Annotated in this window: 12 protein-coding genes; 8 read left to right on the forward strand and 4 right to left on the reverse strand. The window is 68.4% G+C overall.

What is annotated here, in order from left to right:
* Positions 1-101: 101 nt before the first annotated feature.
* The 4 genes from ACIODU_RS16370 (at position 102) to ACIODU_RS16385 (ending at position 8,684) form a co-directional block, all read left to right on the forward strand.
* Positions 102-1,751: a PD-(D/E)XK nuclease family protein gene (locus tag ACIODU_RS16370; protein WP_401768045.1), complete on the forward strand. Its 1,650-nt coding sequence runs from the start codon at positions 102-104 to the stop codon at positions 1,749-1,751.
* Entirely contained in the window at positions 1,748-2,920 is a 1,173-nt protein-coding gene (locus ACIODU_RS16375) for a hypothetical protein (protein ID WP_401768047.1), read from the forward strand. The genes ACIODU_RS16370 and ACIODU_RS16375 overlap by 4 nt, the downstream gene beginning before the upstream one ends.
* 299 nt (positions 2,921-3,219) lie before the next feature.
* A complete protein-coding gene (locus ACIODU_RS16380; protein WP_401768049.1) occupies positions 3,220-6,180 on the forward strand; it encodes a hypothetical protein in 2,961 nt (986 codons plus the stop codon).
* Positions 6,174-8,684, forward strand: coding sequence for an RNaseH domain-containing protein (locus ACIODU_RS16385; protein WP_401768051.1), 2,511 nt, complete (start codon positions 6,174-6,176; stop codon positions 8,682-8,684). Before ACIODU_RS16380 ends, ACIODU_RS16385 begins: the two co-directional genes overlap by 7 nt.
* Before the next feature lie 54 nt (positions 8,685-8,738).
* Here the strand turns inward: ACIODU_RS16385 and ACIODU_RS16390 are convergent, their stop codons facing one another.
* The 3 genes from ACIODU_RS16390 to ACIODU_RS16400 form a co-directional block, all read right to left on the reverse strand.
* Entirely contained in the window at positions 8,739-9,932 is a 1,194-nt protein-coding gene (locus ACIODU_RS16390; RefSeq protein ID WP_401768053.1) for a toll/interleukin-1 receptor domain-containing protein, read from the reverse strand.
* Between the two features lie 570 nt (positions 9,933-10,502).
* A complete protein-coding gene (locus tag ACIODU_RS16395) occupies positions 10,503-10,943 on the reverse strand; it encodes a hypothetical protein (RefSeq protein ID WP_401768054.1) in 441 nt (146 codons plus the stop codon).
* A 349-nt stretch (positions 10,944-11,292) separates the two neighbouring features.
* Positions 11,293-12,366, reverse strand: coding sequence for an alkene reductase (locus ACIODU_RS16400; protein ID WP_401768056.1), 1,074 nt, complete (start codon positions 12,364-12,366; stop codon positions 11,293-11,295).
* A gap of 124 nt (positions 12,367-12,490) precedes the next feature.
* On the opposite strand from ACIODU_RS16400, the gene ACIODU_RS16405 reads away from it, so the two are divergent.
* Positions 12,491-12,871: a MerR family transcriptional regulator gene (locus ACIODU_RS16405; RefSeq protein WP_401768058.1), complete on the forward strand. Its 381-nt coding sequence runs from the start codon at positions 12,491-12,493 to the stop codon at positions 12,869-12,871.
* 29 nt (positions 12,872-12,900) lie between these two features.
* Here the strand turns inward: ACIODU_RS16405 and ACIODU_RS16410 are convergent, their stop codons facing one another.
* A complete protein-coding gene (locus tag ACIODU_RS16410) occupies positions 12,901-13,509 on the reverse strand; it encodes a TetR/AcrR family transcriptional regulator (protein ID WP_401768060.1) in 609 nt (202 codons plus the stop codon).
* 91 nt (positions 13,510-13,600) lie between these two features.
* Between ACIODU_RS16410 and ACIODU_RS16415 the strand changes: the two genes are divergently transcribed.
* The 3 genes from ACIODU_RS16415 (at position 13,601) to ACIODU_RS16425 (ending at position 16,100) form a co-directional block, all read left to right on the forward strand.
* Positions 13,601-14,002, forward strand: coding sequence for an ester cyclase (locus ACIODU_RS16415; RefSeq protein ID WP_401768061.1), 402 nt, complete (start codon positions 13,601-13,603; stop codon positions 14,000-14,002).
* Positions 14,003-14,079: 77 nt separating this feature from the next.
* On the forward strand, positions 14,080-14,766 hold the full coding sequence (locus ACIODU_RS16420) for an SDR family NAD(P)-dependent oxidoreductase (RefSeq protein ID WP_401768063.1): 687 nt from the start codon (positions 14,080-14,082) through the stop codon (positions 14,764-14,766).
* Between the two features lie 134 nt (positions 14,767-14,900).
* A complete protein-coding gene (locus ACIODU_RS16425) occupies positions 14,901-16,100 on the forward strand; it encodes a serine hydrolase domain-containing protein (protein ID WP_401768065.1) in 1,200 nt (399 codons plus the stop codon).
* Positions 16,101-16,167: the final 67 nt, after the last annotated feature.

Genomic DNA, 16,167 nt, shown 5'->3' on the forward strand with positions numbered 1-16,167 from the left:
CGAGGGAAAGAGAGTATGGCATGGTCGGTCGATCTGATTGAGCGCTCCGGGGGTAAATAGGGTGCCCGGGTATCGTTTCGCATTTCGAGAAGGGGGAGGGCATGGCTGATTGGCAGGTCCCGAGCGGTGTCGGCGGCGACGGGAATCTGGTGCGCATCCGCCCGTCCGATATCGGGGCAAAAAGTGGCAAGTGTGCTCAGCGTCTTGCGCTGAAGGTCCGCCCTGGAGTGTCCAGGGTGGACGATGGACCCGTATCCCGTCGCACGTCCAAGACCTCGGCCCTCAGTCCCTTGTACGCAGTTCTCGACCTGATCGAGTTCGATCAGGTCTCGCTGGAAGAAGCGTTGTCGAAATGGCGGCACGGCGCCAAGCGCCGACCACACCCCGGCCTCATCCAGTGGACTGAGCACGCCGTACGCGGATATCTGGCGGCCGCAGCGGAGAGTGTGTCGCTGGCACCGGTGTCCCGCCAGTGGGCCCGGCAGTGTACCGACCTTGAGGACGGCGTTCCCTTCGTGCACGAGGAGACCGTGACCGGGCGGCGCTATGAAGGCGACGGAATACGCGAACTGCGCATTCCGCGGATCAAGTCTGTCGATCGACGCACAGGGGATCCCGCGGAGGGTGAACTGGCGGAGACCGCACTCGCTGCCGCGGTGCTGGCGGACGCGAGGCCGGTGCTCAGTTCCCACTGGAAACCTCAGCAGCCGCTCACCCTGGGGCGGTTCACCCCTGCCGTCCATCTCCGGGTCGTCGAGATCGGCTGTGTCGACGCATCCCGCAACGTCCTGTTCGAAGGAACGCCGGAGGAGGCGTACCACCGCTACGTCCGCGCGGCGGACGCACGTGTGCGCGCCGTGAGATCGGGCGGGGACTATCACCCGGGACAGGAGTGCGGCACCTGCGAGCTCGTCGACGTCTGTCCCGCCGTCCCGTCGCGCCCCGGCTTCCTCGGCGTCGACTTCCCGCCCGCACAGCGCCGTTCTTGGTCCATGACGACTGCGCGGAACTACCGGACCTGCCCGGCACAGGCGTACCTCAGGGACTTGTTTCTCCCCAGGACCGAGGCGGCTGACAACACAGCGGCGACCGTACGAGGGCAAGCCGTGCACAAAGCTATCGAGGACCTGCACAGCCGTCGACCGATCCGTGCGTGTGCATCTACCGACGCACCGACCACACCGGAGCGCTGGCAGGCCGGCAGATGGGAAGTGAGCGGCATCCAGGCGAGGCTCGGCACACAGATGGTCGGCGATCACGCCCTCGTCTGTCCGCTGCACAGACTGCCCGGTGACGCGGAGGTGTACCCGGAGCGGTCGCTCGTGGTCCACGACCCGGAGGCCGACGTGGTTGTCGTAGCCAAGACCGATCTCCTCTACCGGCGGACGGACAGCTGGTACGTCCGGGAGACCAAGACCACCCGCTCCCTGGATGCGAGTGACCCTCTCGTCACTTACCCCCAGCTTGCTCTGGCACTGCTGCTCGCCCATGAGGGCGCGGTGCCGGGCACGACGGAGGGCGGGACCACCGGCTGCCGCGTGGAACTGGAGCGGCTGACGGGCAGCGGGCCGGTACTGACCGAACTCGACGGCGACGACGGTGAACTGCTGGCGCAGGCGCGGCGGATCGTCACCGACCTCGCCACCCCGTGGCACGCGGACGAGGAATACGTGGCCAGACCGGGCAAACACTGTGGGACCTGCCCCGTCAGCCAGTGGTGCCCCGACCGGGCAGGAAAGAGCGCCGAGTGAACGAATGGATCACGGGACCACGGGACGACGCGGACGAGCGCTGGCGCCGTGTGGTTGCCGCGGCGTTGCGTGCCGCCTACGCCTGGTCGGTACGGCGCCGCTTTCCCACGGCCATGCGCGAGGTCGCCATGATGACCGGCGTCGTCATGGAGGCGCATGGTCCCGGTCGTGGCCCTGCGTCCCCTGGCGCCCTGATCGACTGCCTTCGTTCCCCACTCGGTGAGCTGCCGGCGTTCGACGGATCTGGCGAGAGCGAGGACTCGGCGATCGCCGACGCGGTCCTGCTGGATTCCCACGATCGACTGACCCCGGAAGTACACGACTTGGTCTGTGAATACGCCCGCCCCCTGGCCGGGACGTTCGAAGCCGAGGCATGGCTTCCGACCTGGACCCGTATGCACGCGGACCACATCCGTCAGCAGGCGTTCGCCGCCCTGATCGAGACGCGGAGTCAGCAGGACTACGTCGCGTCCCGGAAGTTCCTGATCGACCACCCGGCCGGAAGCCGCGAGGAACTCGCCGAGCTCGTGAGCACGACCGGTGTCCGTGTCGTGTCCCGGGGGTACACCGAGATCCCCGCCGAGCGGCGGTATCACGTCACCCCTGATACGGAGTGGTGGTGGCCGTGTCCGGTCTGCGCCTGGCCCATGGAGGTGACAGGACTGACCGTGCGATGCCGCTATCGGCCGCACGCGTCCGTCTTCCGGATCGTATCGGGCAAGACGCCTTTGTCCCGCCCCGGCCTGACCCCTGTCGACGAGGGCCCACGGGTGGCCAGACCCGAGGCCCGGCCTGTGCGCGATGCCGTCTGTCTGGACGCGGGTGTGTGGCGGTTCGTCGTTGTCCCCGGCGCCAGTGAGTTGAGACTCTGCCGCGCGCTGGAGAAGCAAGGCGCTCGGGTCCGTCTGTGGCCCGACCTTGACAGCTATGACCTGCATGTCCTGGCGGGCCCGGACAAGTTCCGGATCGATGTGAAGGAGTACCGGTCCGTGCACCGGCTGATCGCCGACCTGCGGGCGAAGCAGCCGCAGGCGCGTGTCCTGCTGCCCCAGACGCATGAGCACCAACTGGACGCAGTCAAGTCGGCACTGCCGTCGCTCGCCGTCACGACCGAGACACGATTTCGTGCTGAGGTCCGGCGAGCACTCAAAAAGGGCGGGACAACATGAACAATGCGCCTGGGACGCGCACACTCCCGAGACTGATGGGGGCCGCGGCCGGACTTGCCGCGAGCTTCTTCCCCGTTGATATCGGTGCGGGCCAAAGTCGTACGATCACACGCGCTGACGTTCTGTTCGTCCTCGACGGCCACATCGCGGACTGGTCCGGCTGGTCCACACTGCCCGACGGCGACGCGAGGCGGTTCACCAAACTGCTCCGCCGCCGGCCCAACCAACTGGCCAACGCCGAGGCGGCGGGCAAGGTCCTGGACCGCCTGCTGGTCGGCGGGGAGATCCCTGGCTGCCGGGTGGCCGACGACTACACGGGAGACGAGAAGGGCAGGATCCTGGTGGAACCCGGGATGCCCCTGCCCACGTACGTCGACGGCTTCCTGCGCGACCTCGACGTACTCGATACGGGGAGCCGGCGCAGCCTGCCGTCGGCCGAGGCGGGACCGCACAGCACCACTACGCTGATTCCGGGACCGGACGGCATCAGTCAGAAGTACGTCGACTTCCGCTACGAGATCCGGCCGCACCATGTGGCCCGGACCACCGCCGCACCGACCCTGACGGACGCGCCTGCCTTACTCGATCGCTGGGTACCTTTCTCCGAGTTGCGGGACATCGCCTCGCGGATCGACCGTGGCGTGGACAGCACCGGAGGCACCACCTTCCGGCAGAAGTCGGTGGATCAGTTCGCCGATCGGATCCGGTCACGGGAGGGGACGTCCGTGACCGGGTTACAGCTCACCGCCGGCACCCTCAACCAGCTTCTCGCCTACACCGGCTTCGGAAAATCGGTGATCCTGGTCGAGACCTTTGCCTGCTGGGCCGCGATTCGGGGCATCGTCATGGCGTTCGTGCTGCCCACCAACGCGGATGTCGTCAGGGTCACCCACGCTGTCGAGCGTGCGCTGCAGCTGCTGGGCGAGGACACGGACCGGAGCGTGGTCCCGCTCGTGTCTCCCCGCGCACTGATCAAGGTGGCTGAAACCTCGTCCGCGCGAGCCTCGGAGCCGGGCCCCGACGCCGACTGGATCTGGCGCCGTTTCGGATACGGCTGTGCACTTGCCGCGTTGGCCGAATCGAGTGGTACCGGAGACGACTGGCAGCCGGGCCGTGAACCGTGCGCCAAGCTGCGCAGTCCGCGTCCGCGCGGCAGGGACAAAAGGGTTGCCTGTCCCTGGCGTTCGACCTGTGACCGCTCTCGACCGGCTCGGGAGGCATGCACCGCCGACATCGTCGTCACTACACATGCCAATCTGCTGCTCGGCCTGCTTCAGACACCGGTGGACGACGGGGGCGGCGAGAGCGACCGGCTCACCGTCGAGGAACTCGTGCTGCGCCGCTGCCAGATCATCGTCATCGACGAAGTCGACCTCTTCCAGCAGTTCGCCATCGAGCGAGCGGGGCGGGGACTCGTACTGGATCGGGCGGGGCGGACGAATACCCCGCTGCGGAACTTCGACCGGGATTTCGGCGAGGCATTCGGACGCCTCCACGACGAGACCGACGCAAGTGTGCGGGACGCCTTCGTCAATCTGCGTTATCTGTCCGAGACCTATGTCAGTCATCTGACCTATGCGCGCCTCGGGGCGGCCGGCCGGCCCGGACGCCGTCGCCCCCGTGGACCCGGTCGCTTCTGGATGGTGCCCAGGCGGTGGGACAACTGGTTGGCCGGAAAGCTGCTCGGAGTCGAACCCGACGACGTGAGTGTCAGCCAGATGAACACCTTCCGATCCCTGTTCCCGGATGGGCCCGACATCGCCTCTGAAGCGCCGAAGGGCTTCGCCGAGGCCCGCCGCCAGCTCGCCCTCGTGGTCACCCCCGGTGCGGGAGGACTCGCGGTGGCGGCGGCCCGCGCGGCCCTCGATCGCCTGACCACGGCAGTGCCCGAGGAGGATCGTGCCCGAGTGGTCAACCGGATCCTCCGCCGGGTCATGCTCGAACGCATCCGTATCTCCCTGCACAGCCTCATGGCCAACAACGCGCAACTCGTCGATGTGGGCGTGGAGTCCGCCCAGGAGATCGCGGAAGCCCTGGGCAGCTACAACCGGTGGCAGCTCACCCCGACCGGGCCGCTCGGCAGACTCGTCTTCGCCTTCACCGAGTATTTCGACGACACGGGAGCCGACCCCGCTCAGCTGATGACCACGGCGCTCGGCGGCGACCCGCACTCCTACGTCGTCGGGCTCGGTGACACGACCGCCCTCGCCCACGCCGGGGCCCGCAGGATTGTCCTGGGCCTCTCCGCGACCTCGTACTTTCCCGGCGCTCCGCACCATCATGTGCACACCAGGCCCACCTGGTGGGTCGCGGACGACACACCCGGCATGGTGCGCATCCTGCCAGCGCCGATCCTGGACGAGGAGAACCGGCCGCGTCGGGTCTCCGGCCTGGAGGGAGGCGCGCGGGACGACGCGATCACTCGTATCGCCGGATCGCTCTGGGGTACGTACCTCCGCGCGGAACTGGAACGGCTACGTGTCGATGACCCGGACCGGGCGCGCGTCCTGCTCGCCACCACCTCATATCTGGCGGCCCGCCAGGTGGCGGAGGGGCTGTTCTCGGCAGGCGTGGACGCGTCGCGGATCTGCCTCGCGGTCCACCCCAGCAAGGATGAGGGCGGTGCCTTCACAGACATGGGCAACGGACGCTGGCGGGAACTGCCCGCCGACCGTCTGGAGAACTTTCCGCAGTTGAAAGACGCAGACATTCTCATAGCCCCGCTCGCCCGGGTTCAGCGAGGGGTGAACATCATCGGCAAGGGCGACCGGTCAGCCCTGGGCTCCGTATGGCTGATCGTCCGACCCATCCCGCTGATCGACGAGCCCCCCGAATTGCTGGCGCACATCCAGGCCAAGGCACTCGCCGAACACAGCGGACCGTCCAGCGATCCGCTGGCCCTGCTCGCCGCGCGCAGGAGAACCGCAGGCACATATCTGGACGAGATCGTCCGCAGACCACCCTATTTCCAGGCGCAGCCGGACGAGGTCAAGCTCGGGGTGGTCGCTGAGATCATCAATGGAGCCGTCCAGCTCATCGGTCGTGCGCGCCGGGGCGGCACTCCCGCCGTCCTCCACCTGGTGGATGGAGCCTTCCACGACGGACACGCCGGAACCGACTTCGCCACGCTGATCCTTCAGCTGCGGGAGAAGTGGCGCAGGGACGGCGTTCTCAACGACATGCGCGCGTACTACGGAACGACGCTGGAGGCGTTCCTCACGTACGCCGCGGAACAGACCCCTGGAGCGTCCTCGTGTTGATAACTCTTGCCTACCGCATCCCCAGGACGGACCTGGAAACCCTGCTCGGCACCGTGACCGCGTACCCCCTGACCAAGGAGTTCGCCGCGGCGTGGGACGATCTGCCCCACACGAAGCGACATCGCCGCCAGCCGTACGCGGCCCTCGCCACCGGCCTCGTCGCAGCCACGGGACAGCCCGTTCGTCTCTTCGGCGAAGGAGAACTCGCCGACGACGAGCGGGCAACGGGCAGCCGTATGCTGCTCCTGACCACGGACAATGCCCTCGACTACCGGTTGAGGGTGGCGGTACGGGCGTGGGAACGGCACATCCGAGAGGGGAAGGGCGCCTCCGGATTGGCCGACTTCCTTCCGGAGCCGGACGGAGACCGTTCGTTCGCCGAGTTCATCACCTTCCGGTCCGGGATGGTCCCTACCGCTCCGAACTGGGTATTTCGCACGGCGGCCTGGCAGATCATGAAGCAGCTCGCGTGCGCACCCATCCTGTTGGACGAGCGTCGTTCGCCCCTCACTCTGCGAATGGACACGGACGGGTCCCTGCTCGCGTGGGACCGACGCGACCTGATCGTCAACCGAAGCGGCTCGGCGTTCAGCATGGCCAGGGTGAGCGCCCGGCTGATCACCCGTGCGGGCGTGGACGACGCGGTGGTGTGCTTCGACGCTCATCTGTCTCGGGTCTCGCCTCAGGGCCACTGGGCCAAGAACGTCTGGATCGATCGGGGCGATGCCGGCACGCCGATCCTCCGGCTTCCACTGCTGCGCAGTCTGGACAAGGAGACCGAACACTGGCGCAGTGATCTGAACCCGGCCATTGCGAAGATTCTCGAAGCCTGCCAGTTGCAGCCATTGAGGATTCCCGACGAACTCCCCGATGTCCCCCACCTTGTCCGGCCTCACATGGCGGGCAGCCGGTTCCACGCCCTCGGCAGTGGGCCAGGACCGAGGTTCATGCTCCGCTTGCACGAACACATCGTGCGCATGCTGCCCAGGCTCGTGCCGCTGACCTATGAGACCGACAGACGCATCAAGTTGCTGAACCCGGTTAAGCAGTATCCGGCGGGCGGCCTGCCGGCCGCCGGAGTGGGGTCCAGCGGCTACGACAGAGTGACGCTGGCCTGCGTCTACAGCACGTCCGAGGCCAGGCAGCGCATGCTCGACGAACTCGGTGAACTGGCGGGCCGTCCAGTGTCGCCGGACCCGGACTCGTCCGCCCCGGTGGCGATCAACGACCGACTCGACGTGGTCGCCCGGCACTGTCCGGATCTGCTCGCCCACGAGACGGCGAACCGCGCGGCCCTTCTTGATTCGCTACGGCTGTCCGCAGGACCCGGACATCTGGTCGCTGCCTGGCTGGAGACCGAGTTCCACCCCGCCGCGGAACGGCCAGCACTCGACGCCAAACCGCATCTGCGACGGCTGCTGGGACACCTGGGCATGCCCACTCAGTTTCTCGCCACCGATCCCCTGGAACTGCCGGACGACGTGAGTCCCCGCAGCGCCGAGACGAAGAAGTATGCCGCCCGTGCGGCCCTGCGCGATCTGCTCCGATCTTCGGGCGTACTGGACGATCGGCTGCTTGTCGCGCTCACCGGTGAACGGCTGGCCAACCCACTCGACCGCAAAGCCCTTCTCGTCGGCATCCACATGAGGCGGCAGCAGACCGGGGCTAGCAGCGCGCCGTTCGTCTTGGTCATGGTGGCCATGTACGTGGACCCGGACGCCTTGGAGCCGTGGCGGGTACTGGTGTACAGCGGCCGGCGCCGGGCGTGGGTGCGCGCCGCCGAGGGCACTGCGGACTTTTATGCCGGGCCCATCGGCACGACCCGTCTCGGCCGTACCCAGGAGAAGGCGGAACGCACACGCGAGGAGATCGAGGACAGGCTACTGGCTCTGTGCGCCACGAACGGTGCTGACATCCCCGTGGTGATCTTCGCCGACACCCGCTCGACCAGGACCGTGTGGCCCGGGCTGCAGGACAGCAAACTGGGCGCGGGACCATTGCCGGGGGACGGACTCCGTGCGCGGGGCGGGGATGTGGCTGTGGTCCGTCTGAGCACCGACGTCAAGGAGATCGGCAGACCGGTCACACGCCGGGAGAGGGCTAACATGCCGAAGGACCCGCTTCAGCCGGCCGCCCCCGACCGCAAGGTCTACCGATTGACGGACAGCACGGCGAACTCCTGGCTGCTCGCGGGGAGATCGGTGACGATCAAGTCCAAGGGCGGCGACCGAGGTGCGCGCTACACGCGATGGACACTGCCGCCGGAACTGAGGTCGGAGCTGCGGGTGCCCTGGCATGCGTACACGGCCCGCGAGATTCTCGTCGTCCAGAGCGGAACATGGTTGCCGGAATCGCTGGTGGCACTCACCGCGAGGCTGTGCGACCAATCCGTGTCCTGGGACGACCGGACGACGCTGCCGGGACCGCTGCATCTGGCCACGGTCATCGACGAGGACCACCCCGAGTACCGCGCCTCCGCGGAGGACATGGGCGACGAGGACTGATCGGTCCTCGTCGCCCATGTCAGGACTCGACGGTGCTCGACGCCTCGGGGGCGCTCACGCTCCTGGGCCGAGGGGCGGTCGAGGACGCCGGGGCCGTCGGGTCAGTACACGTAGGAGCTCTTCGATTTCCTCGCGAGTGAATTCGTCGACGAGGTAGTGGTCCATCGTGTAGGGCCGCAGGAAGAGAGGAAGATCCTCCACACGTTCGCCAGGAAGGACGACCGGCAGGATCTTCGGTACCCATTGCTCACTGTCGGAGTGCAGCAGTTCCCGTAGCTGACCCAGCTCTGTCTGCAGACCGCGGTGGGTCTTGTAGTCCACCTCCCCGTTGCCCACGGCCTTGCACATAGGTGACGCGAGAACGATGACGAAATCCGCTTCGCGAGTGTGCCGGATCGCCCAGAGACTCCAGTCCCCCCGCTCGTCACAGTCCCACTGGTCCAGATGAGCGTCGATGCCGCACCGGCGCAGGAGTTCGCCGAAACGAAGAGCGTTCGCCTTGCGCCTGGCGTCGTCATGGGCGTAGGAGATGAAGACGTATGGAGGACTGGCCGGTGGCGGCTCGGCGGGGTCGGTCGAATCCTGCGTTTCCACCGCCTCCCGGCTCTGAGCGGTGGCGGAGAGAGTCAGGGTGAAGGAGACCGGCTGCTGGGTCGGCCGGTAGTCCACCGCCTTGTCCGACTCGACGGCATAGCGAACGGAGAACTCGACCGTCTGCTTCACGCGGCCCTTCGGTACCGCCAGCACCGCCCAGGCGGAGCGTGCGCCCTGTAAGACTCCGCCTGCGGGGGAACTGTGCTGCCACCGGACCGCGCCACGACCGATACCGAAGACGTTGATGACGTCCGTCGTGCCGGGAACGTGAGCGGCGGCCGAGGAATCGAAGTCCGTGGGGACCAGCGCCAAGTAGCGGTTGAGCGCGTACGACGTCGGTGCCCGCGGCGCCGACGTGGCATGGGGCAAGGCGTCGACGACAAAGGCCGGCTCGGGTGAGTCGGAGGCGAAGTCCGCCCCGATCTCGAACCAGCGCAGTGGGGGGAGGTCCGGCTCCAGAGCCAGTTCGTAGTTGATCCTGATGAGATACGTATCCCAGTCGTCGGACATGTCCGACGGGGTGCTGATGACATCCTCCTGCCACATCCCCAGGGATACGGCCCCGATCCGGACGCCGTCCGGGGCGGTGTCGATCTTGCGGCTGCCCTCGTCGACGAGGGTGAGGTCGACTGCGATGGTGTGTTCCGAGCTCACGTGCACCTTCCGAGTCGCTGATGAGGTGAGGTCACATTAGGCACAGCCGCATTACGCCCCAGCAGGTTCTGACCTACTGTCCGACTTCTGTCAGGTTTTTCGGTCAGCGGGTGACGATTGGGCAGCCTCAGCCGGGATCGCCTCACGATCACCACGGCCCCGCTCGCCAGCAACCCCGTCCTGTCCGCAGCGACACCGCGCTGGGTCGTGTCGTACGCCGCCGTGTCTGTGTCGGACGGTGGCGGTGGCCAGGTCGGGGCGCGGCCGGTGAGGATCATGGAGGGGCGAGATAGATGGGCGGGACGGAGAGCGACCTCAGACGGGTCAGGAGTGCCCGCTGCTGTTGTGGCCAGGCCGAACGAGGGGAACGGTGTCCCCCAGGTATGTCATCTGCCGAGTGGAGTGGCACCAGGAGGTTTGGGGCGTGGATAGCAGCACCCGCCTGGTCCGAACAAGGATGATCTTGTTGACCGTGACGCTCGTTTGGCGCACTTGCCACCCGCGGACAGGGGTACGGGACTCATTGGACAATCTGACCTTTGGGGGTTTGGTGGGTGGGGAGGCGGCTGGTCAGTGGCGGGTAGTGGTCAGGGTGATGAGGAACTGGCCGGCGCCTGGGGCGATGTCGGCCGTTACCGGTAGCTCCGGAGTGAGTCGGGAGAAGCGGTCCACCAGCCAGTCCGCCGCCTCTTGGGCGTCCCGTTTGGTCGGACAGCGGCCCACCATTTCGCGGCCCCCCTTGCGTTCCAGCCTCCCGGCGACGGTGATCAGCGGTGCGGGTTCGACCACGTACAGGCGGTCCGGCCAGGGGATGACCACCTTGACCGCGCCCTTGCGGGTGTTGCATCCGCGGTGTGCGAGGCGTTCGGCGACCTTGGCCTTCCGGTCGGCGGTCCGGCTGTCGACGCTGGGTCCCCGCGGGTCGTTCACCGACTCGTCGGGGTCGACCGCCTCGTCACACACCCAGCAACGCCAGCCGTCGCGCTCGGCCACATCATCAAGGAGACTCATCCGAGCAAACTAGCCTGCCCGGCCGCCAGTCCCCGCATCCGGGCCGGGGCGCTGAGGAGTTTCGCCCGAGGGCGTGGTCCGTGGTCTTCGGCGGGACTCTCGTGATGTCGGTGCCGTTCTGGAGGACGCGGCGGAGAACCTGGACCTGGACAAGCCCGTTGTGCTGCTCGCCCTGTCCACGCTGTGCAGGCCGATCCGGAGGGGGCGTACATGGCTCGTACGCCTGGACAGATCGGCTCCGGAGGGGGCCGACGCCTGTGTGCAGTGGGGGTTCCTGGCCTTGAAGTCGTGAGGCTGTGACGGGTGACTTCGTTTGGGGTGGGATACCCCGGCTCTCCGCGCGGCGGAGTCAACGCGCGTACTGGTGTGTCGCGTACGTCAGGTAGCCCGCGTCGCCGCCCTGGTAGTACGTCGCTTCGTCCACGGGGGCGATCGGGAGTCCGGCCCGCAGGCGTTCGACCAGGTCGGGGTTGGCGATGAAGGCGCGGCCGAAGCTGATGAGGTCGGCGCCGAGGGTCAGCCAGTGGTCGGCGTCGTCCCGGCCGGTCTGCTGGGGGCCCATCGGGAGCACGGGGTTGACGATCAGCGTGCCCGGCCAGGCCCGGCGCAGAGCGAGGAGCACTTCCTCGTCGGTGGTGGCTTCGAGGTGTACGTACGCCACCTCGAGGCGGGCCAGTTCGGTCAGCAGGGCGGTGTACAGCTCCAGGACGTCGGTCTCCTCGATGCCCCAGAACGTTCCTCCCGGTGAGAGCCGGATGCCGGTTCTGGCTCCGCCGACGGCCTCGACCGTGGCGGCTACCGCCTCGACCGCGAATCTGATCCGCCCGGCGACCGGGCCTCCGTAGCGGTCCGTGCGCCGGTTGGCGTTGGAGGAGAGGAACTGCGAGATCAAGTAGCCGTTGGCGCCGTGCAGTTCCACGCCGTCGAAGCCCGCCTCGACGGCGCGCCGGGCCGCCCGGCCGTACGCCTGCGCGTGCTCGGGCACTTCGACGGTGTCCAGCGCGCGGGGCGTCGGGGCGGCCTGGGGGCCGGTCGGGGTGAACACGTCGCCGACCGCGGCTATCGCCGAGGGCCCCACCGGCCGTACGCCGATGGTGTCGGGGTGCGAGACCCGGCCGCCGTGCATCAGCTGGGCGAAGATCCGCCCGCCGTTGGTGTGGACGGCCGCGGTCACGGGCCGCCACGCGGCGACCTGTTCGTCGGTGTGCAGTCCCGGCGTACCGGGGTTGGACTGCCCGATCGCGCTCGGCTGCACGCCCTCGCTGACGATCAGTCCGGCGGTGGCCCGCTGGGCGTAGTAGGCCGCCATGGACGGCGTGGCCAGACCGCCGGCGGCCGCCCGGACCCGGGTCATCGGGGCCATGACCACCCTGTTGGGCAGGGCCAGGGCGCCGAGCCGGTAGCCGGTGAAGAGGGTTGACATGCGGGGCTCCTTCGTAGTCCGCGCGCCCGGACCCCGGGCACGGCCACTACGCTAAAACCTCACATTGATGTCAGAGGCAAGCCGTGGTGACGCGGGACGCGGGACACACAGTCAGGAGGACTTCGTGCGGATCGGGGAGCTTGCGGCTCGGGCCCACGTCAGCGTGCGGTCGGTGCGTTACTACGAGGAGCAGGGGCTGCTCACCAGTACCCGAAGCGCCAGCGGGCAGCGCCACTACCCGGACACCGCGGTCGAACGGGTCGTGTTCATCCAGCTCTTGTACGCCGGGGGCCTGTCCAGTCGCACCATCGTCGAGCTGCTGCCCTGCGTGGACGCTCCCAGCGAGGCCAACTCCGACTTCGCGCTGGAGCGGATGGAGCTGGAGCGCGACCGGCTCTCCGAGCGGATCGCCGACCTGCTGCGGACCAGGGACGCCCTCGACGGGCTGATGGCCACGGCCCGCGCGTACCGGGAACAGGTCGGTACGGCCCCGGCGGCCGGCTGACGCGGGACCACGAGAGGCCGCGCCCGGTCTCAGGTCAGCGGCCAGTTGCGGAGGGTGGCGTCGGCCAGGGACTGGAGTTCGTCGCGGGTGACGCCGCTCGCGGCCTGTACGGCCAGGCCGTTGGCGAAGGTGGTGAGGTGGCGGGCCAGGAGGGCCGGGTCGGTTCGCGCGGGGAGGTCGCCCTCGTCCACGGCGCGCTGGAAGCGGTCTCGCACACGGGCGTAGCCGTCGTTGCGCCAGGCGACCAGGAGGTCGCGTACCTCCTGACCCGAGTCGCTGGTGGTGAGGGCGCTCTGGACGCCCAGGCACCCGTGCGGGTGGGCCGGGCGGGTGGTGGTACGGATGGTGCCGGCCAGGATCGCGGTGGCGACGCCCAGGGCCGTCGGCTCCTCCAGGGCGCGGGCCAGATAGGCGCTCGGGCCCTCGGTGTAGCGCTCCAGGGCCTTGCGGAACAGCTGCTCCTTGTTGCCGAAGGCCGCGTACATGCTGGTGGTGGAGATGCCCATCGCCTTGGTCAGGCCGGCCGTGCCGGCCCCCTCGTAGCCGTGTTTCCAGAAGAAGAGCATGGCGCGCTCGAGGGCTTCGTCGGCGTCGAATCCTCGCGGGCGGCCGATGGGGCCGGTCTGTTTCGTCTCCACACCTGAAGCGTACCTCTTCCGCAGCGATCGCTACAGAAGTGCTACCGTTCGAGTTCCGTAGCGATCGCTGCGGAATTCGAAGGGTTGTCTCATGTCCGACAGTGGTCTGCGCGCCTTCTACCTGCGTTACATCGAGGCGCTCAACGCACACGAGTTCGACGGTATGGACGCGTTCATCGGCGACCGGACCACCCTGAACGGTGAGCCGGCCACCCGGGACGATCTCCTCGCCGTACAGAAGCGGGACGTGGACGCGGTCCCGGACCTCCACTGGGAGCTCAAGGAGCTGCTCTTCGACGGTGACCGGCTGGCCGCGCGCCTGGTCAACACCGGTACCCCGGTGAAGGAATGGCTCGGCGTCACCCCCACCGGCGCTTCGTTCGAGATCGTCGAGTACGCGATCTACCAGGTGCGCGACGGACGGTTCGCCCACATGACCGCCCTGCACGACGCCGGTGAACTCCTCCGGCAGCTGGCCGGCCGGCCCTCCTGACCGGCGTCGGCCGCCCGGCGACCCGTACCACCTACCTCGTATCGGTCACCCGTACCACCTACCTCGTGAGGAAACGCATGACCATCACACTGATCACCGGGGCCAACAAGGGCATCGGCTTCGAGACCGCCCGGCAGCTGATCGCCTTGGGCCACGTCGTCTACGTCGGCGCTCGCGACGCCGAGCGCGGCGAGAAGGCCGCGGCGGCGCTCGGCGCGCGATTCGTACGGCTCGACGTCACCGACGACGCGTCCGTGCGCGACGCGCTGGCGGCGATCGACGCGGCCGAGGGCCGGCTCGACGTCCTCGTGAACAACGCGGGCATCCTGGAGGACGGGGTCACCGACGGCCCCACGGCGCTCCGGGCGTTCGACACCAACGCGGTGGGGATCGTACGGGTCACGGAAGCGGCGCTGCCCCTCCTGCGCAGGTCCTCGAACCCGACCGTGGTCACCGTTTCCAGCAGTGCCGGGTCCTTCTGGGCGGTGACCCATCCGGACCGGCCGGAGTTCCACCTGCCGCTGGCGCTCTACTCGGCGTCCAAGGCCGCGGCCACCATGCTCACGGTCCAGTACGCCAAGTCCCAGCCCGGCATCAGGTTCAACGCCGTCGAGCCCGGCACCACGGCGACCGACCTGACCGCGGCGTTCGGGATCGGAAGGGCGCCGGAGGAGAGCGCCAGGGTCGTCGTCCGGTTCGCGACGCTCGGCGCGGACGGTCCGACGGGGACGTTCCAGGACGAGAACGGTGAAGTGCCCTGGTAGCGGCGGCCTCGCGGCTCCGAACGGGTGGATTCAGATGACACGTCAGTAAATACGACCTTTGGCAACTCGTGCGGTGGTGATGTGAGGGCGTTCGAGCCCGGACGCGAAGACCCGACTGGAAAAGGTGCCACCGTATGCGACGTACCTCCCGCCGCCGGCTGCTCGCCGCGACGTTGTTCGTGGCATCCGTGCTGATTCCGGTGACGGCGGCCCCCGCCGCGACCGTCCAGGCCGTGACCGCCGGCCGGTCCACGGGCGATCAGGACCCGGCCGGCGGTCACGGTCCCGAGCTGACCGCCCGGCTCGACCGGGCGATCGAGGACACCCGCGAGCAGGCGGGCATTCCCGGTGTGGTCGTCGGCCTGTGGATGCCGGGCAGGGGAAGCTACGTCCGCGCGACGGGCGTCGCCGACACCGTCACCCGTGAGCCCATGACCGTCGACCCCTTCGTGCGGATCGGCAGCGAGACCAAGACCTTCACCGTCACCGCGCTGCTCCGGCTCGTGGACGACCGCAGGATCCGGCTGGACGACCCGATCTCCCGTTACGTCCACGGGGTGCCGCACGGGGACCGGATCACGCTCCGTCAACTGGCCGAGATGCGGAGCGGGTTGTTCCCGTACACCTCCGACCCGGACTTCATCCACGACCTGTTGAGCGACCCGGAACGTACCTTCACCCCCCGGGAGGTGCTCGCGTACGGCTTCCGGCACGCGAACACCTCCGCGCCGGGTACGCGCTTCGAGTACTCGAACACCAACCTCGTCCTGCTCGGCCTGGTGATCGAGAAGGTGACCGGCCACCAGCTCGCGGACGTCATCGACCGGCGGGTGATCCGCCCGGCGGGCCTGCGCGCGACGCTGTTCCCGTACGGGACCGAGTTCCCGGAACCGCACCCGCGCGGGTACACCGACCAGACGCTGAGCGGAGCGGTCGCCGACGCCACGGACTGGAATCCCAGCTGGGCCTGGGCGGCCGGGGCGATGATCTCGAACCTGCGTGACCTGCGCCGCTGGGCGGAGGTCGTCGCCACCGGGAAACTGCTCAGCCCGGAGACCCAGGCGCAACGCCTCAAGACGCTGCCGACCGGCTTCCCCGGGACCACGTACGGTCTGGGCATCTTCGAGACCAACGGATGGATCGGGCACAACGGTTCCATCCCGGGGTACGAGACGGTGACCGTGTATCTGCCCTCGGAGAAGGCCACCCTGGTGATCATGATCAACACGGACGCGACCAGTGACGGCCAGGAGCCGTCCACCCTCCTCGCCCGCGCGGTCACGGCGATCGCCACCCCCGACCACGTCTACGACGGCGCGGTCGTCACGCCCTGAGGAGCGTAGGGAGCCGTTCGGCCGGGGTGGGGGCGGCGGCGCCCAGGCCGGACCGGGCCGGACCGGG

Origin of the sequence: Streptomyces sp. NPDC088261, assembly GCF_044740805.1 — a bacterium.
In the GTDB taxonomy this organism is placed as follows: Bacteria; Actinomycetota; Actinomycetes; order Streptomycetales; family Streptomycetaceae; genus Streptomyces.

Coding starts and splice junctions, on each gene's coding strand:
- ACIODU_RS16370 (WP_401768045.1), top strand. CDS start 102: ATGGCTGATTGGCAGGTCCCGAGCGGTGTCGGCGGCGACGGGAATCTG.
- ACIODU_RS16395 (WP_401768054.1), bottom strand. CDS start 10,943: ATGAGTCTCCTTGATGATGTGGCCGAGCGCGACGGCTGGCGTTGCTGG.
- ACIODU_RS16400 (WP_401768056.1), bottom strand. CDS start 12,366: ATGTCAACCCTCTTCACCGGCTACCGGCTCGGCGCCCTGGCCCTGCCC.
- ACIODU_RS16415 (WP_401768061.1), top strand. CDS start 13,601: ATGTCCGACAGTGGTCTGCGCGCCTTCTACCTGCGTTACATCGAGGCG.
- ACIODU_RS16420 (WP_401768063.1), top strand. CDS start 14,080: ATGACCATCACACTGATCACCGGGGCCAACAAGGGCATCGGCTTCGAG.
- ACIODU_RS16425 (WP_401768065.1), top strand. CDS start 14,901: ATGCGACGTACCTCCCGCCGCCGGCTGCTCGCCGCGACGTTGTTCGTG.